Genomic DNA, 26,042 nt, shown 5'->3' with positions numbered 1-26,042 from the left:
TCTACTGTGCATGGGGTTGTTTTCGCGTTTTTCGTTTCTGTTCTTGATTTGTTCTTTTGACGTGCTATCTTGGCTTCATGAGTCCAGCTTCTTCTTCTGCTCTCAAGCACCCGCCGGTCACGGCGCCCTCCGAGCCGGCGGGTGCGCCTTCTAATTTCCCCGAGCTTGGCGTCGCCATCGACCGTGCGCGCAAGCGTGGGCGGGGCGCGCAATCCAACGCCAGCGGCCGCTACGAGGCCGAGGCACGCGTCGCCTTCGACGACGGCTGGCAGAGCCTGGAAGAGCTGCCGCCGTTCAAGACCACGGTCGGTGTCGACACCTCGCGCAAGGTGATTACCCGCAACGATTCCCCCGACATCGGCTTCGATCGGTCGATCAATCCCTACCGCGGCTGCGAGCATGGCTGCGTCTATTGCTTCGCGCGGCCGACGCATGCCTATCTCGGCCTGTCGCCGGGCCTCGACTTCGAGTCAAAGCTGTTCGTGAAACCCGAGGCGCCGGCGCTGCTCGAGAAGGAGCTCGCGGCCGCCGGCTACGAGCCGCGGATGATCGCGATCGGCACCAACACCGATCCCTATCAGCCGATCGAGCGCGAGCGCAAAATCATGCGCGGCATTCTCGAGGTGCTGGAGCGCGCCGGCCATCCCGTCGGCATCGTCACCAAGTCGGCGCTGGTGGTGCGCGACATCGACATTCTCGCCCGCATGGCCAAGCGCAACCTCGCCAAGGTCGCGATATCGGTGACCTCGCTCGACCCAAAACTCGCGCGCACCATGGAGCCGCGCGCCTCGACGCCGCCGAAGCGGCTTGAGGCGCTGAAGCAGCTCTCGGACGCCGGCATTCCGACCACGGTGATGGTCGCGCCCGTGATCCCCGCGCTGAACGATTCCGAGATCGAGCGCATTCTCGATGCCGCGGCGCACGCCGGCGTCAAGGAAGCCTCCTACGTGCTGCTGCGGCTGCCGCTCGAGGTCCGCGATCTCTTCCGCGAATGGCTGATGGCGAACTATCCGGACCGCTATCGCCACGTCTTCACGCTGATCCGCGACATGCGCGGCGGCCGCGACTACGACGCCAAATGGGGCGAGCGCATGAAGGGCACCGGCCCGATGGCCTGGACCATCGGCCGTCGCTTCGAGATCGCCTGCGACCGGCTCGGGCTGAACAAGCGCCGCGCGAAACTGACCACGGATCATTTTGCCCGGCCAAAGCAGAACGGCGAGCAGCTCAGCCTGTTCTGAGGCGCGGAGCAACAACCTGTCTGAATAACGGGAATTGTTGGGGTTCCCTGTTGCGCAGGCCGGATCGCTTGCGCACGATCCCGGCCATGATTCGGGACAAGTCCACCAAGACACCAGCCAAAGAGGCGTCAAAGAACGACGCTGCCAGGAATGCCGCGCCAGCGAAAGCGAGCTTCCGTCGTGAGCGCGCGCTGATCAAGCGCGGCATCTGGCCGGTGGCTGGCTGCGACGAGGCCGGTCGCGGGCCGCTCGCCGGCCCCGTGGTGGCGGCTGCGGTGATTCTCGACCCCGACCGCATTCCGCGCGGCATCGACGATTCCAAGCGGCTGACGGCGGAGGAGCGCGAGAAGCTTTTCGACAAGATCTGTGCCACCGCCCAGGTCTCGGTCGCGGTCGCCTCGCGCTTCCGCATCGACCGCGACAACATCCTGCGCGCCTCGCTCTGGGCGTTGAAGCGCGCGGTGATTGCGCTGCCGGAGACGCCGAAGCACGTCTTCGTCGACGGCCGCGACCGGCTCGATACCGCATGCGACTGCGAGGCCGTGATCGGCGGCGACGGCATCGTGCTGTCGATTGCGGCCGCCTCGATCGTCGCCAAGGTGACGCGCGACCGGCTGATGTGCGCGCTGGCACAGGACTGCCCGGGCTACGGTTTCGAGCAGCACAAGGGCTACGCCGTCCCCGAGCATCTCGACGCGCTCGACCGTCTCGGCCCCACCGCGCACCACCGCAGCTTCTTCGCCCCGGTCGCCGCCGCCCGCGCCAAGCACATGCCCTGGACCGTCGAGCCGGTGCGGGATCTGTTTGCGGTCACCGAGGTCGAGGTGCAGGTTGAGACCACAGTTGAAATCGATGCTTCGGCAGGCCTCTAGCGTAGACTGTCGTTGCCACGACGCGCAGCGCCCTTTATCAAAACAGGCGTGAGCGAATAGGGCCGGCTGGACGGGTTGGCTGCATCTTGCGGGCGTTGCATGCGGTTTACCTCCCTGGTCATCGAGCTCATTCGCGCCCGGCCGCGGCTGATCGTCTGGATCGCCGTGCTGTTGCAGGCCGCGATGTGGCTGCTGGTGGCGCTCTTGTTCTATCGCACTCCGCCCGGCAGCCTCGCGACCCTGCTGGCCTTCGGCCGCGAATACCAGGTCGGCACTGATCTCGGCCCGCCGCTGTCGGTCTGGCTCGCCGATATCGCCTATCGCGCCGTCGGCGGACATATGTTCGGCGTTTACGTCCTGGCCGAGCTCTGCGAGATCGCGACCTTCATCACGCTCTATCATCTGGCGCGCGCCGTGGTCGGCACGCAGCAGGCGGTGCTCGTTGTGCTCCTGACCATGACGGTGCTGGCTTTCTCCTCGTCCGCGCTCGACTTCGGTCCCCTGGTTCTCGCGCGGCCGATCTGGGCGCTGTTGCTGCTGCATTCCTGGCAGATCATCGGCCAGCGCCGCGGCAATGCCTGGTTCGCCTGGTCGATCGAGGCCGGCCTGCTCCTGCTGACCACGCCGGCCGCGATCTTCCTGCTCGCATTGCTCGTCGTCTTCGCGCTCTCGACCGCCGCAGGCCGCCGGACATTGCGCGCGCTCGATCCGCTGTTCGCGCTCGTCGTCGTCGCCGTGCTGGCGCTGCCCTATGCGGTCTGGCTGATGCGCGCCGAGACCCTTGTGCTGCCGGCCCTGCCGCAAATTGCCGACCTCGGCGCCCGCGCGATCCACGCCGTCTGGCTGCTCGGCGGGCTCGTGCTCGGCGCAGCGGCGGTCCCTGTGCTGACCTTCCTCAACTCACCCCTGTTCGCCGGCAAGACCGAGGAGGCGCCGATCATCTACCGGCCACCCGTCGAGCCGCTCGCGCGCAACTTCGTCCATTTCTTCGCGCTGGCGCCCGCGCTCGGTGCGGTCCTGATCTCCGGCCTGTTCGGGCTCGATGCCGTCATCGGCGGTGCCGGCGTGGTGCTGGTCATGTCGGGCCTCGCCATGGTCGTCGTGGCCGGCGATCTCATTGCGATGCGCCGCGCCCGGATGCTGCGCACGGTGTGGATAGCGGCCATCGTGGCGCCCGCGGCCGGCGTCGTGCTGGCCGTGCTGTTCCTGCCCTGGAGCGGCACCGGTGAGATCGCGACATCGATGCCGGCGCGCGCGATCTCGGACTTCTTCGACGACAGCTTTGCCCGCCGCACCAACCATCGCCTGCGCGCGGTCGCAGGTGAAACCGAGCTTGCGAGCTTGATTGCGATGCACTCCGGCCGGCCGCATCTGTTCATCGAAGGCGCGCCCGTGCGTACGCCCTGGATGTCACAGGCAAAATTCAGCGAGACCGGCGGCGTCGTGGTCTGGCGCGCCTCAGATACTGCCGGCACTCCGCCGCCCGAAATCCTCGCGCGCTTTCCCAGCATCGTGCCGGAAGTGCCACGCGCCTTCGAATGGCTGGTGACCGGCCGCCAGCAGTTGCTGCGGATCGGCTGGGCCATCGTGCGGCCGAAGGGGACGTAAGGCTCTCGCAATGACGGAGAGGGAGTGTCCCGTCCCTCACGCGCCCGCCAGCAACTTCGCGATCGCGCGCAGATCCTGCCAGGCAAGCCGCTTGTAGGACGGCGAGCGCAAGAGGTAGGCCGGGTGAAAGGTCGGCAGCGCGCGGATGGTGCGGCTACCCGTGTCGTAGTCGAACCAGCGGCCGCGCGTCCGCATGATGCCCTCGCGGGTCGAGAGCAGCGTCTGCGTCGAGGGATTGCCGAGCGTCACCAGCACATCTGGGTTCACCAGCTCGATATGACGCTGGATGAAGGGCAGGCAGATCTGCGTCTCCTGCGGCGTCGGCGTACGGTTGCCGGGTGGCCGCCAGGGAATGACGTTGGTGATGTAGGCCGTGGTGCGGTTGAGCCCGATCGCGCCGATCATGAGGTCGAGCAGCTTGCCGCTGCGTCCCACAAACGGAAGTCCCTCGATATCCTCGTCGCGACCCGGCGCCTCGCCGACGAACATGATGCGCGCCTGCGGATTGCCGTCGGCGAACACCAGCCGCGTCGCGGTGTGCTTGAGCGCGCAGCCCTCGAAGTTTTGCATGAGCTCGCGCAGCGCCTCGAGTGTTGGCGCGGTGCGCGCGGCCTCGCGGGCCGAGGCGATAGCGACGTCGGGCGCCGGTGCGGCCTCGCCGCGCATCACCGCAGGCGCGGCGACAGGCCGCGGTGCCTCGGCCGGCACCGCGCGCGGGGCCGGCGGCGGGGCGTCCAATTCCGCCAGGCGGTCGACCGGTTCCTCGGCGAGCGCACAATCGACACCGGCCTCCAGATAGAAGGCGAGAAGCTCTCGGACGGTGGGTGCGGGCTCGGGGATCATTTGGAAAGTCAGACTATTAGTTCATCTTAAGGCGCCTTGCATCCCAACGGAACGCATTTCCGTGGTTGTCCTACCCGGAAAAATCGGAAACAAGGGAGCGCAAATGACGAGGAACCGTCTCAAGGGCTGAGATCAGATGAGCACCGAAGAACTTCCCCCGCGGGAATCCATGGAATTCGACGTCGTCATCGTCGGCGCCGGCCCCTCGGGCCTGGCTGCGGCGATCCGGCTGAAGCAGATCAATGCCGATCTCAACGTCGTCGTGGTGGAGAAGGGCTCCGAGGTCGGTGCGCACATTCTCTCCGGCGCAGTGATCGATCCGGCCGGGCTCGACAAGCTGACCCCGGACTGGCGCGAGGATTCCGACTGCCCGCTGAAGACCCAGGTGAAGGACGACCGCTTCTACTGGATGACGGCCGGAGGCGCGATCAAGCTGCCGAACTTCATGATGCCGCCGCTGATGGACAACCATCACTGCTATATCGGCTCGCTCGGCAATGTCTGCCGCTGGCTGGCGCGCAAGGCCGAGGCGCTCGGCGTCGAGATCTACCCAGGCTTTGCCGCCGCCGAAGTGCTCTATGACGAACAGGGCGCGGTGAGGGGCATCGCCACTGGCGACATGGGCATCGGCCGCGACGGCAAGCCGAAAGACTCCTTCACCCGCGGCATGGAGTTGCTCGGCAAGTACACGCTGTTCGCCGAAGGCGCGCGCGGCAGCCTGACCAAGCAGCTGATCGCCAAGTTCGCGCTCGATTCCAACAGCGAGCCGGCGAAGTTCGGCATCGGCCTCAAGGAAGTCTGGCAGATCGATCCCGCCAAGCACCAGAAGGGCATGATCCAGCATTCGTTCGGCTGGCCACTCGACCTGAAGACCGGCGGCGGGTCGTTCCTCTATCACTACGACGATAATCTCGTCGCGGTCGGCTTCGTCGTGCATCTGAACTACGACGATCCGTATCTGTCGCCGTTCGACGAATTCCAGCGCTTCAAGACTCATCCGTCGATCCGCGGCACCTTCGAAGGTGCCAAGCGCCTTGCCTATGGTGCGCGTGCCATCACCGAAGGCGGCTACCAGTCGGTGCCAAAGCTGACTTTCCCCGGCGGCGCGCTGGTCGGCTGTGCGGCCGGCTTCGTCAACGTGCCGCGCATCAAGGGCGTGCACAATGCGATGGGCACCGGCATGCTTGCCGCTGAGCATGTTGCAGCCGCGCTCGCGGCCGATCGCGCCAACGACGAGATCGTCGACTACGAGAACGCGTGGCGGTCCTCGTCGGTCGGAAAGGATCTGTTCCTGGTCCGCAACGTCAAGCCACTGTGGTCGAAGTTCGGCACCGTGCTTGGCGTCGCGCTCGGCGGCTTCGACATGTGGTTCAACACGCTGTTCGGCACCTCGCTGTTCGGCACGCAGTCCCATGCCAAGCCCGATCGCGCGACGCTCGATCCGGCCAAGCAACACGCGCCGAAGAACTATCCGAAGCCGGACGGCAAGATCTCCTTCGACAAGCTGTCCTCGGTGTTCCTGTCCAACACCAATCACGAGGAGGATCAGCCGGTCCACCTCCTGGTGGCCGACATGAACCTGCAGAAGACTTCCGAGCACGACGTGTTCGCCGGTCCGTCGAATCGCTATTGCCCGGCCGGCGTCTATGAGTGGATCGAGGAAGGTTCGGGCCCGCGCTTCCAGATCAACGCCCAGAACTGCGTCCACTGCAAAACCTGCGACGTGAAGGACCCCAACGGCAACATCACCTGGGTTCCTCCGGAGGGCGGCGGCGGTCCGAACTACGAGGCGATGTAACGGTGCGCCAGGCGACCAAATAGGTCCGAAGGGTGATGTAACGCACGTTCGCGTGAGAACGGGAGCACCACGGGTGCCCCCGGCCACGATAAGGCCATAGTGACAGCGTCTTGGGGCGCTCTTGACCGTCACTTGGCCGATTTGGGGCGTGCGGAAGGGATCGCCCGGCCCGAATCCTTGCGGTGAAGCGCCAAAAGCGGCATTGTCCGGCCCAGACGGTTCCGGGTCCCGTGTCGCCGGCGGCGTTCGCGTGCGAGACGGCCATTTGCTTCAAACCCAGGCACTACAAACTCAAGGCGAGCCCTGATGTTTTCAAATCGTTTCAACCGCTGGACTGCTGCTGCCATCGCCCTTGCCGGCTCTGCGATCGTGGCGGTCCCTGGCGGGGTGCTGGCGCAGACGCCGGATCATCCGGCCGACACGGCGGCGCAGTTTCCGACCCGAAACGATCTGAAGTCGCTCACCACCGCCGGCAGCTATCTCGCCGCCCGTCACGCCAGCGTCGAGCGCGACGCGACCTCGGCCGCCGCCTTTTACCGCTCCGCGCTGCGGACCGACCCCAAGAACAACGAGCTGCTGGACCGCGCTTTCATTTCCTCGCTCGGCGATGGCGACATCGAGGAAGCGGTGAAGCTCGCCGAGCGCATCCTAGCCATCGACAAGACCAATCGCGTCGCGCGCCTCGTGGTCGGCGTGCATGATTTGAAGCTGAAGAAGTATCCGAGCGCGCAGAGCAACATCAACCAGTCGGTTCGCGGGCCGATCACCGATCTCGTCGCAACGCTGCTGTCCGGCTGGGCCGCCTATGGTGCGGGCGATGCCAAGGGCGCGGTCGCGACCATCGATAAGCTGGCGGGCCCGGAATGGTATCCGCTGTTCAAGGACCTGCACGCCGGCATGATTCTCGAGAACGCCGGCAAGGAGAAGGACGCAGGCGCCCGCTTCGAGCGCGCCTACAAACTCGACGATTCCATGCTGCGCGTCAGCGAGGCCTATGCGCGCTGGCTGTCGCGCAACAAGGACGCGGCCTCGGCGACCGCGATCTATGAAGCATTCGACAAGAAGCTCGCCCGCCATCCGCTGATCGTGGAAGGCCTGCGCGAGACCAAGGCCGGCAAGAAGATGCCGTCGCTGGTCGATTCCGCGCAGGCTGGTGCTGCCGAGGCGCTCTACGGCATCGGCGCCACGTTGACTCGTCGCGGCGGCGAAGATCTCGCGCTGGTCTATCTCCAGCTCGCACTCTATCTCCAGCCCAGTCATCCGCTGGCCCTGCTCTCGCTCGCCGACCTCTATGAATCGGTGAAGCGGCCGCAGATGGCGATCAAGATCTATGAGCGGGTCCCGTCGAGCTCGCCCTTGAGGCGTAACGCGCAGATCCAGCTCGCCATCGATCTGGATTCGGCCGACCGCACCGACGAGGCGATCAAGATCCTCAAGGGTGTGACCGCCGAGGACTCCAAGGATATTGAGGCCGTTATGGCGCTCGGCAATATCGAGCGCGGCCGCAAGAAGTTCGGCGACTGCGGCGCGACCTATTCGCGCGGCATCGACGCGCTGCCGGCCGGCAACGACAAGGCCAACAGCGTCTGGTACTACTATCGCGGCATTTGCGAGGAACGCACCAAGGAGTGGGGCAAGGCCGAAGCCGACATGAAGAAGGCGCTCGAGCTGCAGCCCGATCAGCCGCATGTCCTCAACTATCTCGGCTATTCCTGGATCGACCAGGGCGTGAACCTCGACGAAGGCATGAAGATGATCAAGCGTGCCGTCGAGCAGCGGCCCGACGACGGCTACATCGTCGATTCCCTCGGCTGGGCCTATTACCGCATCGGCAACTACGAAGAGGCGGTGAAGAACCTCGAGCGCGCGATCGACCTCAAGCCCGAGGATCCCACGATCAACGACCATCTCGGCGACGCCTATTGGCGCGTCGGCCGCACGCTGGAGGCAAAATTCCAGTGGGCGCATGCTCGCGATCTCAAGCCCGAGCCGGACGATCTGCCGAAGATCGAGGCCAAGATCGCCAATGGCATGACGGATGAGAATTCGAACTCTTCGGCCGCGCAGGCGGACAAGAAGAAAGACGACGGCAAGGGCGGTTGAGGCTGCGCATGATCCGGAAAAGTGTGCAGCGGTTTTCCGACCAGATCATGCGCAAAGCAAAATAAGCAACTGGGGGCGTATCGCCGATGCCGGCGTTGGTTGAAGAAGGGCGCGCGAAGGTCAATCTGAGCCTTCGTGTGGTGGGCCGTCGTGCTGACGGCTATCATGACCTCGAGAGCGTGGTTGCGTTTGCCGATTGTGCCGACCGGCTCACGCTGGAGCCGGGTGGCGGGCTCAGGCTTGCGACCACGGGGCCGCTTGCCGCGGCCTGCGGCGAGACATCAGACAATCTCGTGTTCAAGGCCGCAAAACTGTTGGCCGACGCGGTGCCGAACTTGAAGCTCGGCGCCTTCGCGCTCGACAAGGTCTTGCCGGTTGCAGCCGGGATCGGCGGCGGTTCGGCCGATGCGGCGGCGGCGCTGCGCCTGCTCGCGCGCCTCAACAATTTGCCGCTCGATGATGCCCGCCTGCAAGAGGTCGCACTTGCGACCGGCGCCGACGTGCCGGTGTGCCTGTTCTCGCGCGCCTGCGACATGACCGGCGTCGGTGAGCAGTTGCTGCCGCTGGCGTTGCCGAGCATGCCCTGCGTGATGGTCAATCCGCGCGTGCCGGTTGCGACAAAGGACGTGTTCCAGGAGTTGGGCCTGCGCAACGGCGAACTGCTGGTCGGCGCGACCTCCGTCCTCGACGCCACGGCTTGGCCCGACGAGGGCGCCTCCATCGCCGACTGGGTCGATGTTCTCGAGACCGTCCCCAACGATCTCGAAGCGCCTGCGCTGCGCATCGAGCCGGTGATCGGCGACGTGCTGGAGGCGCTGCGCGACTCCGCCGGCGTCAAGCTTGCGCGAATGTCCGGTTCGGGCGCGACCTGCTTTGCGATCTATGGCGCGCCGGCTGAGGCGCATGCCGCCGCCGAGAAGATCCGCAGGGATCACCCCGGCTGGTGGGTGCATGCGGGGACGTTGAGCTAAGGCGAAAGTGTCGTAGGGGGGCAAAGCGCAGCGTGCCCACCACTTCTATCGTACGATCTGGATGCATGGTGGGCACGCTTCGCTTTGCCCCACCCTACGATAGCTCGCCGAGCCCAAGAAATTGCCGGATCTCACCCAGCACCTCCTCCGGCTTGTCATGCTGCAGCCAGTGCCCGGCGCCGGCGATGATCTCGATGCGCGCCTGCTGGAAATAGCGCTCAAGGCCTGCGGCCCTGGCGCCGGCGAGAAAGCTTTCGCCGGCATTCAGCAACAGCGTGGGGCAGGCGATGCGCGACCACAGCGCGACGTGGTCGTCCGGCCAGAGCCGGTGCGGCGCGGAGGCGCGCTGGTACGGGTCGAACTTCCAGCTATAGGTGCCATCCTCGTTCTGCCGTGCGCCATGTGTTGCCAGGTGAAGCGCGAGGTCGCGGGACAGCCGCTTGTTGTGAAGCACCATCTGCGCGGCCGCGTCCTCAAGGGTCGAATAGCGGCGCGGGGTGCGGTGGTGCAGCCTGTCGAGCTGTCCGACCCATTTGCCGATGCGCTCATGCGTCGGCGGCTTGGGTGAATCGGGCAGCATCGTCACGCCGTCGAGAACGACGAGCTTGGTGACTTGCTCGGGGAATGAGCCTGAAAAGATCAGGCTCACCATGCCGCCCATCGAATGGCCGATGAGGGTCACTTGAGGCGCTGCGGTGTGACGGACAAGCTGGGCGAGATCGTAGACATACTCGGTCAGCGCGTAGCTGCCGCCCTTGGTCCAGTCGGAATCGCCGTGGCCGCGCAGGTCGGGCGCGATCACATGAAAAAGCGGTTGCAGCGAGCGTGCGATGGCGTCCCAGCTGCGGCAATGATCGCGGCCGCCATGGACCAGGATGAGTGGCGGTGCGTCCTCGTTGCCCCAGTCCGCATAATGCAGCCGCAGGCCGTGGGACTCGTAGGTGCGACTTTGCGGGGCGAGCATCGCGGGCTACCCGTTCACCGGACGCCGCGCCAGCGCGAGCGACAGGCCGAGGCCGGCAATGAAGACGCCGGAGCCTTGGGTGAGGCGGCGCATCAGACGCGGCCTTCCGATCAGCTGTGTACGCGTCGCGGACGCCATCAGCACCACGACGACATCGGCGAGCGTGTTCAGTGTCACCGAGATGGTGCCGAGCGCGACGAATTGCAGTGGGGGGCTCGCTCCTGCGGGATCGAGGAATTGCGGAATGAAGGCGAGGAAGAACGCCGCGGTCTTCGGATTCAACGCCTCGACCAGCACGCCGTCGCGGAACGCGCGCTTGTCGCCGACAGGCTCGCTCGCGAGCGACAGAGCCCGGCCGGCGCTGCGAAACGTCTTGATGCCGAGCCAGACCAGATACAGCGCGCCGATGAATTTCACGATGGCAAAAAGCTCGGCGCTGGCCAGGATGATCGCGGAGATGCCGAGGCCGCCGGCGACCACGTGAACCAGGCCGCCCAGCGCCGTGCCGGCGGTCGAGGCAAAGCCGCTGGCGCGCCCTTCCGACACGGTTCGCGCCGCGACGTAGAAGATGCCGGGGCCCGGAATGGCGGCAATGACGAGGGCGGCGGCGAGGAACAGCCAGAAATTCGTTTCAATCATTCCATTTTCGTAGCGCAGCGTGCCGCGATTGCAAGGCCTGTCGTTAGACCATGCGGCGGAAGATCGCGCTGGCATTCACGCCGCCGAAGCCAAAGCCGTTGGAGATGGCGTTGAGCATCGGCATCGGCCGCGCGCGGCCTGCAACAATGTCGATACCATCGGCGTTTGCGTCGGGGGTTTCAAAATTGAGTGTCGGCGGCGCGATCTGGTCACGCAAGGCGAGCACGGTGAAAATCGCCTCCAGGCCGCCGGCGGCACCGAGCAGATGGCCGGTGGCCGATTTGGTCGCGCTCACCGCGATGGCGTTGTTGCGGCCGAACAGCGCAGCGATCGCGCCGAGTTCGCCTTCGTCGCCGGCCGGCGTCGAGGTCGCATGTGCGTTGAGATGCTGCAGATCGGCGGGCGCAAGGTTCGCCTGCCGCAGTGCGATCTCCATGGCACGGCGGGCGCCATCGCCGTCGGGTGGGCCCGACGTCATGTGATAGGCATCCGCGGTGGTGCCATATCCGAGAATTTCGGCGACCGGCGTGGCGCCGCGCGCGAGCGCATGTTCCAGTTCCTCGATCACCAGAATGCCGGCGCCTTCGCCCATGACAAAACCGTCGCGGTCGCGATCGAACGGGCGCGAGGCGCGCGCGGGCTCGTCGTTGAAGGAGCTCGACAGCGCGCGTGCTGCTGCAAAGCCGCCGAGGCTGACGATATCGATGCAGGCCTCGGCGCCGCCGCAGATCGCGACATCGGCCTCGCCTGCGCGGATCATCCGCGCGGCATCGCCGATCGCCTGTACGCCGGCGGCACACGCCGTGACCGGCGTGCCCAGCGCGCCCTTGTAGCCGTATCTGATCGAGACGTGACCGGCGGCGAGATTGGCGAGAAACGAGGGGATCGTGAATGGTGACAGACGGCGCGGGCCGCGCTGCTCGGTGATGCGCACCGCCTCCGCCATCGCAGGGAAGCCGCCGACGCCGGAAGCGATGATGGTCGCGGTCCGCTCCAGTGACGCTGCATCCTGCGGCGCCCATTTGGCCTGTGCGACCGCCTCTGCAGTGGCGAGCAGCGCAAACAGGATGAAGCGGTCCATCTTGCGCTGATCTTTTGGTGCGGCCGCCTCCGCCGGATCGAAACCGCCATCGGCATCGTCGGCCTTGTCGGGCACGAGACCGGCAATGCGCGCGGGCAGCGCCTGCGACCATTGGGGCAGCGGGCGCAACCCGCTTTGACCGGCGAGCAGCCGACGCCAGGACAATTCGACACCACAGCCGAGCGGCGACACCGCGCCCATTCCCGTCACGACGATACGACGCATGTCAGTCTCCAGCCGGCGCGACGGCCGGGTTCATGGCTTTGAGCGTAGTGAGCCGCCGCCGCATCAGGCGGCTCGCGCTGGGGCCTGCGATCACCACCGCATTGGCGGGCGTGATTGGCTGCATGCCGGCGGCATCGACCACGACCGGATCGAGCGGACGACGATCGTCCCGATTGGCCAGCAGGATGGATTCGCCCTTCGGCGCGAGATGCTTGTTGCCCCAGGCGAGCAGTGTGGCGATCACGGGGAAGAAATCCCGCGCCTTGTCCGTCAGCAGATATTCGTAACGCGGCGGCCGCTCGTGATAGCGGCGGCGGACGAACATGCCGGTCTTGGTGAGATGGGCGAGACGCCGCGACAGGATGTTCGGCGCGATGCCGAGATTGCGCTCGAACTCGTCAAACCGCGTCGAGCCCTGAAACGCATCCCGCAGGATCAGGATGCTCCACCACTCGCCAACCGTCTCCACGGCGCGGCCGACCGGGCATTCCAGGATCGAGGGGGACTTTGGCTGCATGACGGGAGGGTAGGTGAGTAGCTTGCAAAATGCAAGTCACTGGGGGCAGTGGCAGATCTGGTGGACGGAGCCGAGGAGACTGCGAAGCCGTAGCTGTTGAGCTATCGCTGCGATTTGAAGTGCACGTTGGCGAGCGATGGCCGTGCGCCATACTCCGTCATTGCGAGCGCAGCGAAGCAATCCAGAGTCTGTCCGCGGAGGCAGACTGGATTGCTTCGCTGCGCTCGCAATGACGAAATTGAAAGAGAGGCGGACCGTCGCGCTTAATGCGACCGTGCCAGACAGAACGCCACCACCTGCTCCAGCGCGCTCTTCATCGGCGAGGACGGGAACAGCGCCAGCGCATCGACCGCCATGGCGCCGTAATGCTGGGCGCGGACGAGCGTGTCCTCGAGCGCGCGGTGCTTGTTCATCAACCCGATCGCGTGGTCGAGATCGCTGTCGCCGATCTCGCCGCGCTCGAGCGCCTTGATCCAGAAGGCGCGCTCAGTGTCGTTGCCGCGGCGGAAGGCCAGCACGACGGGGAGTGTGATCTTACCCTCGCGAAAGTCGTCGCCGGTGTTCTTGCCGAGTTTTGCACTCTTGCCCCCATAGTCGAGCACGTCGTCGACGAGCTGGAAGGCGATGCCGAGATTCATGCCGACCGAACGGCAGGCGGTCTGCTCGGCCTTCGGGCGGTTGGCGATCACGGGGCCGACCTCGCAGGCGGCTGCGAACAGCTCGGCGGTCTTGCCGCGGATCACGGCGAGATATTCGTCCTCGGTGGTCGCGGTGTTCTTGGCGGCGGCGAGCTGCATGACCTCGCCCTCGGCGATGGTGGCGGCAGCCGCTGACAGGATGTCGAGCGCGCGCAGCGAGCCAACCTCGACCATCATGCGGAAGGCCTGGCCGAGCAGGAAGTCGCCGACCAGCACGCTGGCCTCATTGCCCCAGAGCATGCGCGCGGAGAGCTTGCCGCGGCGCATCTCGCTCTCGTCTACGACATCGTCGTGGAGCAGGGTCGCGGTGTGCATGAACTCGACGGAGGCAGCCAACTTGATGTGGCCGTCGCCGGCGTAGCCGGCCAGATTGGCCATGGCGAGCGTCAGCATCGGCCGCAGCCGCTTGCCGCCGGAGGAGATCAGATGATTGGCCACCTCCGGGATCATCGTCACGTCCGAGCCGGTCCGCGAGAGGATCGTGGCGTTGACGCGCTCCATATCAGGGGCGACAAGGGCAACCAGCTCTTCGATCGACGCGCCGGGAGTTTCGAAAGGTACGATGACGGCCACGCCGGTCTCCAATATTTGCCCCGGAGGGGCTATTCTGATGGAAGGACAATAGAAACTGGACGGGGATGCGGCAAGGCCTGTGGAACAATTGACATTTGCCTTTCAGGCAGGAGGCTCGTTTGCGTGAACTGGTTCGGACCAACGATATCGTGCTGGTGTCGGCGATCGGCGCGCTGCTCGACGGCGCCAACATCCATCATCTGGTGCTGGACCAGAACATGAGCATCATCGAGGGCTCGCTCGGCGTCCTGCCCCGGCGGATACTGGTCCATGAGGACGACGCCATCGAGGCCCGGCAACTGCTGACCGAGGCCGGCCTCAGCCACGAACTGCGCAGCGATGATTGACGTCGTCACAGATCTCACCGAGGACGCCTTTCTCGGCGGGCAGCTGCTGTTGAGGCAGAAGCGATCCGGCCATCGCGCCGGACACGATGCCATATTGCTTGCAGCCGCGACCGAGGCCCGCGCTGGCGATCGTGTGGTCGATCTCGGCGCCGGCGTCGGGACGGCCGGGCTGGCGCTGGCCCGGCGCGTGGCCGGGGTCGATCTTTGCCTCGTCGAGATCGATCCGGAACTGGCCGGGCTCGCGCGCGCCAATGCGGCCGCGAATGCGATTGCCGCGGAAGTGATTGTGCTCGACGTCACGGCCGATGCGCAGGCTTTTGCGGCACACGGGCTCATGCCCGACCGCGCCGACTGCGTGTTGATGAACCCGCCCTTCAACGATTCCACCCGGCACCGCGGCTCGCCGGACCAGGCGCGCCACACCGCGCATGTCGCGACCGGGGAGACGCTAAATGCGTGGGTGCATGCAGCGCGGCGCATCCTTCGATCGAACGGCGTGCTGACCCTGATCTGGCGTGCGGACGGAATCGCGGACGTTTTGGCAGCGCTGTCACGCGGCTTCGGCAGCGTGTCGATCCTGCCGGTTCATGGCGAAGCGGGAAGGCCTGCAATCCGTGTGCTGGTCCGCGCGGTCAAAAGCGGCCGGGCCCCGCTGCGATTACTGCCGGGCCTCATGCTTAACAATGAGTCACGCGTGCCTAAAAAAGAGGTGAGGAATATTCTGGAGGGGAGAGCGGTCTTGCCGCTGGCGGAGCCGTGACGGCTTACTGGGGAAGCGATTCCGACTGCTGGTCCTGCGGGGCCGTAAAGCGAATCGCCGTGAAAAGAGCACCGATCAGCATCAACAGCAGATAGATCTTCATGACGTTTCCTCCGCTGCTTCATTGCAGCTTGCCAACGGGCAAACTGCAAAACACGTTCCAGGCAACTTCAATGACAGTCGCGTGATAAGAAATGGTTAACCAGAGGTAACGGCATGGCCGAACAATTGAACGATCGCGAAAATTCCGGCCTGGCCGACAAGCTCATGCAATATCTGCCGGCGCGCTTCCGCCCGGGCACGGCGGTGGTGCCGGTGGTGCGGCTGTCCGGCGTCATCGGCGCGGTGACGCCGCTGCGTCCGGGCATGACGCTGGCGGGCCTCGCGCGGGTCCTTGAGCGGGCGTTTTCGGTCCGCAACGCCAAGGCGGTGGCGCTGGTGATCAACTCGCCCGGCGGCTCGCCGGTGCAGTCACGCCAGATCTACCTGCGCATCAAGCAGCTTGCTGCGGAGAAGAAGCTGAAGGTGCTTGTGTTCGTCGAGGACGTCGCGGCTTCCGGCGGCTACATGATCGCTTGCGCCGGCGACGAGATTTTTTGCGATCCATCCTCGATCCTCGGCTCGATCGGCGTGGTCGGCGGCAGCTTTGGTTTCCAGGAGGCGATCAGGCGGCTCGGCATCGAGCGGCGCCTTTACACGGCCGGCGCGCACAAGGCGATGCTCGATCCGTTCCTGCCCGAAAATCCCGACGACGTCGCCAAGCTGAAGGCGCTCCAGCGCGAGATCCACCAGATCTTCATCGCGCTGGTGAGGGAAAGCCGTGGCGCGCGACTGAAGGGCGCCGACGACACCCTGTTCACCGGCGAATACTGGGCCGGCGAGAGCTCGATCGCGCTGGGACTGGCCGACGGCATCGGCGATCTCCGCTCAACTCTTCGTGCCCGCTACGGCGAGAAGGTTCTCACCCCTGTGATCGCGCAGCCGAGCGGCTTGGTGTCGGGCCTGTTGGGGCGGAAATCGCCCGGCGCGGGCCAGCTTTCAGCCATGGAATCAATGGCCGGGCTGCCGGACGAGCTGATCTCTGCGATTGAGACCCGCGCGATCTGGGCGAAATTCGGGTTCTAGGCCGAACTCTGCCGCGCCATTTGGTCCGGGCTGAGCCAATTGCGGCGCAGCCCGGTCTGCGCAAGAATGTGCGTGGGGGCTGAGCATTGTGAACAAGGAACGACCGATGCCGCCGTTCGTCGCTTTCGCGGGCGTCCTGGGCGGGCTTGCCGTGGTCCGCTGGGCCTACAAGACCGCTGTCCGGATCAACCAGGAGCTGGAGGAGATGCGCCTGTCGCGCGTCGCCGAGGCCGCCCATATGGGGAATATCCAGACGCTGAAGCGTGACCCCGTGACCGGAGCCTACCGGCCGGGTTAGCCGCCGTCATTTTCATACGCCGTCACTCCGGGGCGCCCGAAGGGCGAACCCTGCGCATCGCCCCGGAATGACAGCAGTTTCCGCCCCCTTTACCTTGATTCCCACCCCCGCCGTCGATACGGTCCCGCGCGATTCAAAACCCCCGCGAAAGCCTGATCTGACGATGGACGCCTCATTGCCCGCCCATATGCGCCCGGAACGCTCGTTCCAGGGCTTCATCCTCGCGCTTCAGCGGTTCTGGGCCGAGCAGGGCTGCGTGATCCTGCAGCCCTACGACATGGAGATGGGCGCGGGCACCTTCCATCCGGCGACCACTTTGCGCGCGCTCGGGCCAAAGCCCTGGAACGCGGCCTATGTGCAGCCCTCGCGCCGGCCCAAGGACGGCCGCTATGGCGAGAATCCGAACCGGATGCAGCACTACTACCAGTTCCAGGTGATCATGAAGCCGTCGCCGCCGAACCTTCAGGAGCTGTACCTGAAGTCGCTCGCAGCGATCGGCATCGATTCCGCCGTGCACGACATCCGCTTCGTCGAGGACGATTGGGAGAGCCCGACGCTGGGCGCCTGGGGCCTCGGTTGGGAGTGCTGGTGCGACGGCATGGAGGTCAGCCAGTTCACCTATTTCCAGCAGGTCGCGGGTTTTGAATGCGCGCCGGTCGCGGGCGAGCTCACCTACGGGCTCGAGCGCCTCGCGATGTACGTGCAGGGCGTCGACCGCGTCTACGACCTCAACTTCAACGGCCGCGAAGGCGATGCCAAAGTCACCTATGGCGACGTCTTCCTGCAGGCCGAGCGGGAATATTCGAAGCACAATTTCGAAGTCGCCGACACCGCGATGCTGTTCGAGCAGTTCAAGATGGCGGAAGCGGCCTGCCGGAAATATCTCGACGCAGGCTGGCAAAAAAACTCTGAGTCCGGCAAGCGCAACGCGCATCTGATGGCGCTGCCGGCCTATGACCAGTGCATCAAGGCGAGCCATGTCTTCAACCTGCTCGACGCGCGTGGCGTGATCTCCGTCACCGAGCGGCAGAGCTACATTCTTCGCGTGCGCGAGCTGGCCAAGGCCTGCGGCGAGGCCTGGATCCACACTGAAGCGGGCGGAGCGGCCTGATGCCCGATCTTTTGCTTGAACTGTTCTCGGAAGAAATCCCCGCGCGCATGCAGGCCAAGGCGGCCGACGATCTGCGCCGCCTCGTCACCGACAAGCTCGTCGCCGAAGGCCTCGTCTACGAGGGCGCAAAGGCGTTCGCGACGCCGCGCCGCCTCGCGCTCACCGTGCACGGCATCCCCGCGCGTCAGCCTGACCTGAAGACCGAACGCCGCGGACCGAAAGTCGGCGGGGCCGATGCGGCCGTGCAGGGTTTTCTGAAAGCGACAGGCTTGAAGTCGCTGGACGAGGCCAAGATCCAGCGCGACGCCAAGGGCGACTTCTACATCGCGCTGATCGAGAAGGCCGGGCGTGACGCGATCGACGTGCTCGCGGAAATCCTGCCCGTCATCATCCGCACCTTCCCTTGGCCGAAATCGATGCGCTGGGGTGCGCGCTCCGGAAAACCGGGCTCGTTGAGCTGGGTGCGTCCGCTGCACGCGATCACCGCGACCTTCGGGCCCGAGACCGAAGAGCCAGATATCGTAAAATTCTCGGTCGACGGCATCGAGACCGGCCAGACCACCTACGGCCATCGCTTCATGGCACCTAGCGCGATCTCCGTGCGCCGTTTCGAGGACTACGAAGCGAAGCTGAAGGCTGCAAAAGTCATTCTCGATCCGCAGGCGCGCAAGGACATCATCTTTGCCGACGCCAAGGAGCTGACGTTTGCGCAGGGCTTCGAGCTGGTCGAGGACCAGGTGCTGCTGGACGAGGTCTCGGGCCTTGTCGAATGGCCCGTCGTCATGATGGGATCGTTCGAGGCGGAATATCTCGCGATCCCGGACGAGGTGATCCGCGCCACCATCCGCAACAACCAGAAGTGTTTTGTGGTCAAGGATCCCAAGACCGGGAAGCTGACCAACAAGTTCGTCCTCACCGCCAATATCGAGGCGACCGACGGCGGCAAGACCATCGTCGCCGGCAACGAGCGGGTGATCCGTCCGCGTCTGTCGGATGCGAAGTTCTTTTATGAGACCGACCTGAAGACGAAGCTCGAGGACCGGCTGCCGAAGTTCGAGCAGATCGTGTTTCACGAGAAGCTCGGCACGCAGGCCGCACGCATCAAGCGCATCGAGCGCCTTGCCGCCGAGATCGCGCCGCTGGTCGGTGCCGATGTCGCCAAGGCGACGCGTGCGGCGCATCTCGCGAAGGCGGATTTGCTGACCGAGGTCGTCGGCGAATTCCCTGAAGTGCAGGGCCTGATGGGCAAGTACTACGCACTGGCGCAGGGGGAGGATGCCTCCGTGGCCGCCGCGTGCGAGGAACACTACAAGCCGCAAGGCCCCGCCGATCGCGTGCCGACGGACCCGGTCAGCGTCGCGGTCGCGCTTGCCGACAAGATCGATACGCTGGTTGGCTTCTGGGCGATCGACGAGAAGCCGACGGGATCGAAGGATCCGTATGCGCTGCGTCGCGCGGCGCTGGGCATGATCAGGCTGATTGCCGAGAACGCGCTTCGGCTGTCGCTGATGAAGGTGGCTGCGTCCGCACTCGCCGGCTTGTCGGTGAACCCTACGGATGCGCAGAAGCTCCCGAGCGATCTCCTCGCCTTCTTCGCCGACCGCCTGAAAGTCCAGCTTCGCGAGCAGGGTGCGCGTCACGATCTCGTCGATGCCGTGTTCGCGCTCGGCGGTCAGGACGATCTCCTGATGATCGTCCGGCGCGTCGAGGCGCTCGGCAAATTCCTCGAGAGCGACGACGGCAAGAATCTGCTCGCCGGCATCAAGCGCGCCAGCAACATCCTTGGTATCGAGGAGAAGAAGGACAAGCGCACGTTCGACGGCGCGCCGGATGCTGCGCTCTACAGCCTCGGCGAGGAGAAGGCGCTGGCCAGGGCGATCGGCGAGGTGAAGGCGGAAGCGAGCGCAGCGGTCGCCAAGGAAGACTTTGCCGCCGCGATGAGTGCGATGGCAAAGCTGCGTCCGCCGGTCGATGCGTTCTTCGACAAGGTCCGCGTCAATGACGACGATGCCAAGGTGCGCGAGAACCGCCTGAAGCTGCTGAACGAGATCCGTAGCGCCACGCGCGCGGTGGCGGATTTCTCGAGGATCCAGGATTAGGCTCTCGTGCCCCGGACGCAGCGCAGCGCTTCTTGGCGGTGCGCTGCAGAGCCGGGGCCCATGCTTGCCGTCTGCTCGTAGCTTCTTGGTCCCGGGTCGCGCTTCGCTTGCCCGGGACACGAGAGAAAAAGCCCCACCCGGCGGGGGGAAGACCGGGCGGGGCCTGATGTCCGCCTACGCGATGCGCGTCAGCCTGATTGATGTGACGCGCCGGACATCGAGTTGAACTGCGCTAGTCCAGCACCTCGACGATGCGCCGCGAGCGCGGCTCGACCAGCACGGTCTCGCCGTTCACGACGGTGTAGCGATAGGTCGTCGCGCCGAAACGTTGCGGTACGTCATAATACGTAACGCCGGTGTCAGGTAAGGTGGCACCGACCACCACGCGATCGGGAATGCTGAAGGCCGGCACACGTTGTTCGACGACATAATCGCGGAAGGCCGGCCGCTGTTCGACCGGGATGGTCGGGCCGCTGTCGACCACGGCGGGCGCGCGGCCAACGGTGACACTGGATTGCGCGGACGCCGCGATCGGCGAGCCGAGCGCGACGCCAAGCGCTGCGAGGGCGAGAATCCTGTTCCGCATGGGCAACTCCTTCGAATTGATTTCAGCCGGCGCCAGTGGCGCGACTGGTTGCCAATGCTGCGGCGCGCGTGATGTTCCGGAAAAGGCCTGCCGCATACGCGGCAATTTCAGGCAGTTTTCGCGAAGCGGGGAACCCGTTGCGGCCTCGCGCGTCTCTTCCCGCGGAACCCGATCCGGTATGATCCGCCCGCGATTCGCCTCACGCCACAGGAACACTCTTCATGCATCTCACCATCGCCCACATCTCGCCGATCCTGTCGCTGATCGCGGGTGTGCTCATTTTGATCATGCCGCGCCTTCTCAACCTGATCGTCGCGATCTTTCTCATCATCAACGGTGCGATTGGGCTCGGATTGTTGAAGTGGCTCCATCTCTAGGCCTTCATTTTCCGGAACTCTTCGACTTGCGCGGGCCTGCCCAAAGTGGTGTAAGGCGCGCGATTTCCCATTCCTCTCGCAGGTTGTGTGCAAGCTATGGCCAAAGCCGCCTCGAAGCCTAAAAAACTCCCAGCGAAATCAAAGCCTTCCACCAAGGTGAAGACCGTTCCAGCGGCCCGAAAGGCACTGCCGAAGACGGCCCCGAAGCCGGTCGCCAAGGCCCAGGCAAAGGCCGCAGCCAAGCCGGCGGCGAAGCCCGCTGCGAAGGCTGTGACCAAACCGGCCGCGCCGAAGGCTGCCGCCAAGGCGGCGCCGGCTGCGGTCAAGGCCGGCAAGTGGGTCTACACGTTCGGCGACGGCAAGGCCGAGGGCCGCTCGGAGATGCGCGACCTGCTCGGCGGCAAGGGCGCCAACCTCGCCGAGATGGCCAATCTCGGTCTGCCGGTGCCTCCGGGCTTCACCATCCCGGCCTCGGTCTGCACCTATTTCTACGCCCACGGCAAATCCTATCCGAAGGAGCTGCAGTCGCAGGTTGAGAAGGCGCTAGACTATGTCGGCAAGTTGACCGGCAAGGTGTTCGGTGACACCAAGAACCCGCTGCTTGTCTCCGTACGCTCCGGCGCGCGCGCCTCGATGCCGGGCATGATGGACACCGTGCTCAATCTCGGCCTCAACGACGAGACCGTGGAAGCGCTGTCGGAGCTCTCGGGCGATCGTCGTTTTGCCTATGACAGCTATCGCCGCTTCATCACCATGTATTCCGACGTGGTGCTCGGCTTCGAGCATCATCACTTCGAGGAGATCCTCGACACCTTCAAGGACGGCCAGGGCTATACGCTCGACACCGACCTCACCGCAGATGACTGGGTCGATCTGGTCGGCAAGTACAAGGACGCGGTCGCGCGCGAAACCGGCAAGGATTTCCCGCAGGATCCGCATGACCAGCTCTGGGGCGCGCTCGGCGCGGTATTTTCATCCTGGATGAATGCGCGCGCGGTGACTTACCGCAAGCTGCACGACATTCCGGAATCCTGGGGCACCGCGGTCAACGTGCAGGCCATGGTGTTCGGCAACATGGGCGAGACCTCGGCGACCGGCGTTGCGTTCACCCGCAACCCCTCGACCGGCGAGAGCAAGCTCTACGGCGAGTTCCTGATCAACGCGCAGGGCGAGGACGTGGTGGCGGGCATCCGCACGCCGCAGGACATCACCGAAGAGGCACGTAAGGAATCAGGCTCCGACAAGGCGTCGATGGAAGCGGCGATGCCGGAGGCCTTCAAGGAGCTGACGCGGATCTATACGCTGCTCGAAAAGCACTACCGCGACATGCAGGACATGGAGTTCACGGTCGAGCAGGGCAAGCTGTGGATGCTGCAGACCCGCGGCGGCAAGCGCACCGCGAAGGCGGCGCTGCGCATCGCGGTCGAGCTCGCCAATGAAGGCCTGATCACCAAGAAGGAAGCGGTGATGCGGATCGATCCCGCCTCGCTCGACCAGCTCCTGCATCCGACCATCGACCCCAACGCCAAGCGCGACGTGATCGCGACCGGCCTGCCGGCGTCGCCCGGTGCGGCCTCCGGCGAGATCGTGTTCTCGTCGGATGAGGCGGCCAAGCTCCAGGGCGACGGACGCAAGGTCGTTCTGGTCCGTATCGAGACCAGCCCCGAGGACATCCACGGCATGCACGCTGCCGAAGGCATCTTGACCACCCGTGGCGGCATGACCTCGCACGCCGCCGTGGTCGCGCGCGGCATGGGCAAGCCCTGCGTCTCCGGCTGCGGCACCATCCGCGTCGATTACGGCCGCGGTACCATGAGCATCGGTTCGCGCACCTTCAAGGCCGGCGACGTCATCACAATCGACGGCTCGCTCGGCCAGGTGCTGGCCGGCCGCATGCCGATGATCGAGCCGGAACTCTCCGGCGAGTTCGGCACGCTGATGAAATGGGCCGACCAGGTCCGCAAGATCGGCGTCCGCGTCAATGGCGATACGCCGGAGGACGCCCGCACTGCGATCAAGTTCGGCGCCGAAGGCATCGGCCTCTGCCGCACCGAGCACATGTTCTTCGAGGAGACGCGCATCCGCACGGTGCGCGAGATGATTCTCTCCGAGGACGAGCAGTCGCGCCGTGCCGCGCTCGCAAAACTCCTGCCGATGCAGCGCGCCGACTTCGTCGAGCTGTTCGAGATCATGAAGGGCCTGCCCGTCACGATCCGGCTTTTGGATCCTCCCCTCCATGAATTCCTGCCGCACACCCATGCCGAGGTCGAGGAAGTGGCGCGTGCCATGAACACCGACCCGCGGCGTCTGGCCGATCGCGCGCGCGAGCTGTCGGAGTTCAATCCGATGCTCGGCTTCCGCGGCTGCCGCATCGCGATCGCCTACCCCGAGATCGCCGAGATGCAGGCCCGCGCGATCTTCGAAGCGGCGGTCGAAGCCGAGAAGCGTACCGGCAAGGCCGTCGGCCTCGAGGTGATGGTGCCGCTGATCGCCACCAAGATGGAGCTCGATCTCGTCAAGGCCCGCATCGACTCCACCGCGAAAGCCGTGATGCGCGACACCAACACCAAGCTCACCTACCAGGTCGGCACCATGATCGAGCTGCCGCGCGCCTGCCTGCTTGCCGGTGAGATCGCGGAGAGTGCCGAGTTCTTCTCGTTCGGCACCAACGACCTGACGCAGACGACCTACGGCATCAGCCGTGACGACGCGGCGAGCTTCCTCGGTCCCTACGTGAGCAAGGGCATCCTCGCGGTCGACCCCTTCGTCGCCCTCGACCAGGAAGGCGTCGGTGAGCTCGTCAAGATCGGCGTCGCGCGCGGCCGCAAGACGCGTCCGAAGCTCAAGGTCGGTATTTGCGGCGAGCACGGCGGCGATCCCGCCTCCGTCGCCTTCTGCCACGATATCGGCCTCGACTACGTCTCCTGCTCGCCCTACCGCGTGCCGATCGCGCGGCTTGCCGCCGCGCAGGCTGCGCTTGGCAAGGCGGTTGCTAGCCAGGCGTAAGTCGAAGACTGAATATGAGATGCGAAAGAGGCGGGGCCAAACCCCGCCTCTTTCATTTAAGGCCATACTCCATCCACTCGTCATTGCGAGCATAGCAAGCAATTCACATCACACACTCGCTGTCATCGCCCGCGAAGAAGGCGGGCGATCCAGTACACCGAGGCAATCGTGATTGAGCGGAGAGGCCGCGGCGTACTGGATGCCCGCCTTCGCGGGCATGACAGCGGTGGTCTGGAAAGGCTCCTGGCAACAACGGGACCGCGCGTCCCGTAATGATACGCACACGCAAGAGTTCCTTCACCATTCGCGTTGACCGGATGTTTACCGCTTCAGGTGGGCCCGCATTTACCACGCACGCAATCGCCCCGCGAAAACGCCTGACATTGCTTGAGTGTGTCGGTCGCGCAACGTCGATTAACGCCCCGGCAACCTAAATTAGATACTCACGATAAAGATCGAATTGCACGGATGTACTGCGGCTCGATCTCTCTAGTGTAAGCGTAGCGTGAGCGTATCGATGTCAGTGTTGCGTAACCATCCGAAGGGTGCGCGGTTCGCATCCTTCGGAATCGGTCTCTGCATCTTCGCATTGATGCCGAGAGAGACCGGCTATCAAGACATTGCATCTCTGCTGGCGCGTCAGCCCGGCGTCGCCGAGCGCTGGCAGAAGCAGGTGTTCTCTGCAGCCTCATCGATTCAGCTCGCCACTTACAGTTTCTCGCGCCCGATCGGAACGTCGGTTCCACAGAGCGCAATGGTTCGCCTCGCGAGCCTCGATGGTCGCGACGTCACCGGCACCATCACGCGCAATCCGGTGCTGCAGGCGCCGCCGCGTTACCAGGCCTCCGATTTCCCCAAGGTCGATCGCGCCCTGAAGGGTGATCGCCTCGCCACCGTGACACCTGCTGCGACTCCGGAGGCGGTCGTACCGTCCGCCGCACCTGCTGAGCAAACTCCCGCGACCTCCAACAGCTCGGTGTTCGGCGCCAAGACGGTTCAGTTGCCGGCCGCGTTGCCGCAAGCGATGTCGCCGGAATCCGCGGCCGCGCTCGATCCCGAGCTCCAGGAGGCGATGCGCGCGCCGCCCTTGCCGCAATATGCCAATCCACCGAAGGCCGGCGACAACGCGCTGTCCTTTGCGGCGCAGCCGCTCGCCGCGTTGAAGCAGGCGACGGTCGCTGCCCCGCCGCGCGATCCCTTCAGCGTGAAGACCTCGAACCTGTTTTTCGGCAGCTCCTCGCTCGGCGGCAATGTCGAGAGCATCGAGAGCTGGCAGCCCGGCGCCGAGCCGCTGATCGTGATGCCCGACCCCGATATGAAGCTGGCCTCGCTATCGCCGCCGAATGACGACGTCGCAAACGCGATCGAGAGCGGCGAGAGCGTCGCGCCGAAGGGCGAAGTCAACGCGGACAACCAGCGCGCCAAATCGCCGGCGGAGCGGCTCGCGCTTGACGACAAGTCACGCGCGAAATCGGAAAAGTGTCTCGCCGAAGCCGTCTATTTCGAATCCCGCGGCGAAGCCGTGCGCGGCCAGATCGCGGTCGCTCAAGTGGTGATGAACCGCGTGTTCTCCGGCAAATATCCGGACACTGTGTGCGGCGTGGTCTACCAGAACAAGTACCGGCACTTCGCCTGCCAGTTCACATTTGCCTGCGACAACAATCCCGACGTGATCCGCGAGCCCGAGATGTGGGAGCGCGCCAGGAAGATTTCCAAGGCGATGCTCGACGGCCAGATCTGGCTGCCCGAGGTCGGCAAGTCGACGCACTACCACGCTTATTGGGTGCGTCCGTCCTGGGTCGCCGAGATGAAGAAGATGTATAAATTCGGCGTGCACACCTTCTATCGGCCGCGCAATTGGGGCGACGGCAGCGAGGAGCCGAGCTGGGGTACCCCGGCACAGACCGCGGCACTCTCGGCCGAGCTCGCCCAGGAAGCCAAGAGCTCCGCCGAGATGGGTGTGAGCGAGCGAAGGTAGCCTTTCTTACCTCGCCCCGCTTGCGGGGAGAGGTCGGATCGCTCCTGCGATCCGGGTGAGGGGGTACAGGTCTCTCGACGGTCGCGCATGTGGAGAGAGGCCCCTCACCCCAACCCTCTCCCCGTAAGCTATGGGATGCCCGAAAGTGATTCCCCGGAGTTTATGGATGTGATTCAAGGCCTTTCGACCTGTCTGGGACGGAGGGCCTGCGATGTCTTTTGG

General features: G+C 65.2%; 22 protein-coding genes. 15 read left to right on the top strand and 7 right to left on the bottom strand.

The genetic code is table 11. The features are described from left to right. The first annotated feature begins 77 nt into the window (after positions 1–77). The 3 genes from ABIC09_RS25190 (at position 78) to ABIC09_RS25180 (ending at position 3,721) form a co-directional block, all read left to right on the top strand. Positions 78–1,241, top strand: a complete 1,164-nt coding sequence (locus tag ABIC09_RS25190) for a PA0069 family radical SAM protein (protein ID WP_354110947.1) — start codon at positions 78–80, stop codon at positions 1,239–1,241. 86 nt (positions 1,242–1,327) lie between these two features. Continuing rightward, a complete protein-coding gene (gene rnhB / locus ABIC09_RS25185) occupies positions 1,328–2,113 on the top strand; it encodes a ribonuclease HII (RefSeq protein ID WP_148750044.1) in 786 nt (261 codons plus the stop codon). Between the two features lie 99 nt (positions 2,114–2,212). Beyond that, complete coding sequence (locus ABIC09_RS25180; RefSeq protein ID WP_354110946.1) at positions 2,213–3,721, top strand: glycosyltransferase family 39 protein; 1,509 nt, start codon at positions 2,213–2,215, stop codon at positions 3,719–3,721. Between the two features lie 36 nt (positions 3,722–3,757). Here ABIC09_RS25180 and ABIC09_RS25175 read toward each other — a convergent pair whose 3' ends face one another. After that, positions 3,758–4,564, bottom strand: coding sequence for a uracil-DNA glycosylase (locus tag ABIC09_RS25175; RefSeq protein ID WP_354110945.1), 807 nt, complete (start codon positions 4,562–4,564; stop codon positions 3,758–3,760). Between the two features lie 136 nt (positions 4,565–4,700). On the opposite strand from ABIC09_RS25175, the gene ABIC09_RS25170 reads away from it, so the two are divergent. The 3 genes from ABIC09_RS25170 (at position 4,701) to ABIC09_RS25160 (ending at position 9,436) form a co-directional block, all read left to right on the top strand. After that, complete coding sequence (locus ABIC09_RS25170; protein WP_148750038.1) at positions 4,701–6,362, top strand: electron transfer flavoprotein-ubiquinone oxidoreductase; 1,662 nt, start codon at positions 4,701–4,703, stop codon at positions 6,360–6,362. A 306-nt stretch (positions 6,363–6,668) separates the two neighbouring features. After that, positions 6,669–8,465 carry a tetratricopeptide repeat protein gene (locus tag ABIC09_RS25165; RefSeq protein WP_354033632.1) on the top strand — a complete coding sequence of 599 codons (1,797 nt, stop codon included), beginning with the start codon at positions 6,669–6,671 and terminating at the stop codon, positions 8,463–8,465. Between the two features lie 86 nt (positions 8,466–8,551). Beyond that, positions 8,552–9,436, top strand: a complete 885-nt coding sequence (locus ABIC09_RS25160) for a 4-(cytidine 5'-diphospho)-2-C-methyl-D-erythritol kinase (protein ID WP_148750034.1) — start codon at positions 8,552–8,554, stop codon at positions 9,434–9,436. 94 nt (positions 9,437–9,530) lie between these two features. Here the strand turns inward: ABIC09_RS25160 and ABIC09_RS25155 are convergent, their stop codons facing one another. From ABIC09_RS25155 to ABIC09_RS25135, 5 genes are all read right to left on the bottom strand, one after another. After that, complete coding sequence (locus ABIC09_RS25155; protein ID WP_354110944.1) at positions 9,531–10,400, bottom strand: alpha/beta fold hydrolase; 870 nt, start codon at positions 10,398–10,400, stop codon at positions 9,531–9,533. A gap of 6 nt (positions 10,401–10,406) precedes the next feature. Then, a complete protein-coding gene (locus tag ABIC09_RS25150; RefSeq protein ID WP_354033629.1) occupies positions 10,407–11,039 on the bottom strand; it encodes a LysE family translocator in 633 nt (210 codons plus the stop codon). A gap of 43 nt (positions 11,040–11,082) precedes the next feature. After that, on the bottom strand, positions 11,083–12,345 hold the full coding sequence (gene fabF, locus ABIC09_RS25145; protein ID WP_148750029.1) for a beta-ketoacyl-ACP synthase II: 1,263 nt from the start codon (positions 12,343–12,345) through the stop codon (positions 11,083–11,085). A 1-nt stretch (position 12,346) separates the two neighbouring features. Continuing rightward, a complete protein-coding gene (locus tag ABIC09_RS25140; RefSeq protein ID WP_354083550.1) occupies positions 12,347–12,862 on the bottom strand; it encodes a winged helix-turn-helix transcriptional regulator in 516 nt (171 codons plus the stop codon). A gap of 263 nt (positions 12,863–13,125) precedes the next feature. Next, positions 13,126–14,133, bottom strand: a complete 1,008-nt coding sequence (locus ABIC09_RS25135; RefSeq protein ID WP_148750027.1) for a polyprenyl synthetase family protein — start codon at positions 14,131–14,133, stop codon at positions 13,126–13,128. Positions 14,134–14,252: 119 nt separating this feature from the next. On the opposite strand from ABIC09_RS25135, the gene ABIC09_RS25130 reads away from it, so the two are divergent. From ABIC09_RS25130 to glyS, 6 genes are all read left to right on the top strand, one after another. Next, positions 14,253–14,480: a putative signal transducing protein gene (locus tag ABIC09_RS25130; protein ID WP_354110943.1), complete on the top strand. Its 228-nt coding sequence runs from the start codon at positions 14,253–14,255 to the stop codon at positions 14,478–14,480. Further along, on the top strand, positions 14,473–15,240 hold the full coding sequence (locus tag ABIC09_RS25125; protein WP_148750025.1) for a tRNA1(Val) (adenine(37)-N6)-methyltransferase: 768 nt from the start codon (positions 14,473–14,475) through the stop codon (positions 15,238–15,240). The genes ABIC09_RS25130 and ABIC09_RS25125 overlap by 8 nt, the downstream gene beginning before the upstream one ends. A gap of 216 nt (positions 15,241–15,456) precedes the next feature. Further along, the gene (locus ABIC09_RS25120) at positions 15,457–16,365 is read left to right on the top strand and encodes a S49 family peptidase (RefSeq protein ID WP_354110942.1); all 909 of its coding nucleotides are present in this window, start codon (positions 15,457–15,459) and stop codon (positions 16,363–16,365) included. Between the two features lie 106 nt (positions 16,366–16,471). Next, complete coding sequence (locus ABIC09_RS25115) at positions 16,472–16,663, top strand: hypothetical protein (protein ID WP_008131462.1); 192 nt, start codon at positions 16,472–16,474, stop codon at positions 16,661–16,663. Between the two features lie 163 nt (positions 16,664–16,826). Next, positions 16,827–17,774, top strand: a complete 948-nt coding sequence (locus ABIC09_RS25110) for a glycine--tRNA ligase subunit alpha (RefSeq protein ID WP_354110941.1) — start codon at positions 16,827–16,829, stop codon at positions 17,772–17,774. Beyond that, the gene (gene glyS / locus ABIC09_RS25105; RefSeq protein ID WP_354110940.1) at positions 17,774–19,873 is read left to right on the top strand and encodes a glycine--tRNA ligase subunit beta; all 2,100 of its coding nucleotides are present in this window, start codon (positions 17,774–17,776) and stop codon (positions 19,871–19,873) included. Before ABIC09_RS25110 ends, glyS begins: the two co-directional genes overlap by 1 nt. A gap of 232 nt (positions 19,874–20,105) precedes the next feature. On the opposite strand, the gene ABIC09_RS25100 is transcribed toward glyS, so the two are convergent. Beyond that, the gene (locus tag ABIC09_RS25100; RefSeq protein ID WP_148750018.1) at positions 20,106–20,459 is read right to left on the bottom strand and encodes a DUF1236 domain-containing protein; all 354 of its coding nucleotides are present in this window, start codon (positions 20,457–20,459) and stop codon (positions 20,106–20,108) included. 221 nt (positions 20,460–20,680) lie between these two features. Between ABIC09_RS25100 and ABIC09_RS25095 the strand changes: the two genes are divergently transcribed. From ABIC09_RS25095 to ABIC09_RS25085, 3 genes are all read left to right on the top strand, one after another. Beyond that, positions 20,681–20,836, top strand: coding sequence for a DUF3096 domain-containing protein (locus ABIC09_RS25095; RefSeq protein WP_084291949.1), 156 nt, complete (start codon positions 20,681–20,683; stop codon positions 20,834–20,836). A 96-nt stretch (positions 20,837–20,932) separates the two neighbouring features. Further along, on the top strand, positions 20,933–23,842 hold the full coding sequence (ppdK, locus tag ABIC09_RS25090) for a pyruvate, phosphate dikinase (RefSeq protein ID WP_354110939.1): 2,910 nt from the start codon (positions 20,933–20,935) through the stop codon (positions 23,840–23,842). 517 nt (positions 23,843–24,359) lie between these two features. Beyond that, positions 24,360–25,820, top strand: coding sequence for a cell wall hydrolase (locus ABIC09_RS25085; protein ID WP_354110938.1), 1,461 nt, complete (start codon positions 24,360–24,362; stop codon positions 25,818–25,820). The last annotated feature ends 222 nt before the right edge of the window (positions 25,821–26,042 follow it).

Origin of the sequence: Bradyrhizobium sp. S3.12.5 (genome assembly GCF_040548225.1) — a bacterium.
Classification (GTDB): domain Bacteria; phylum Pseudomonadota; class Alphaproteobacteria; order Rhizobiales; family Xanthobacteraceae; genus Bradyrhizobium; species Bradyrhizobium cytisi.
This window is presented reverse-complemented; position numbering and strand designations above follow the sequence as displayed.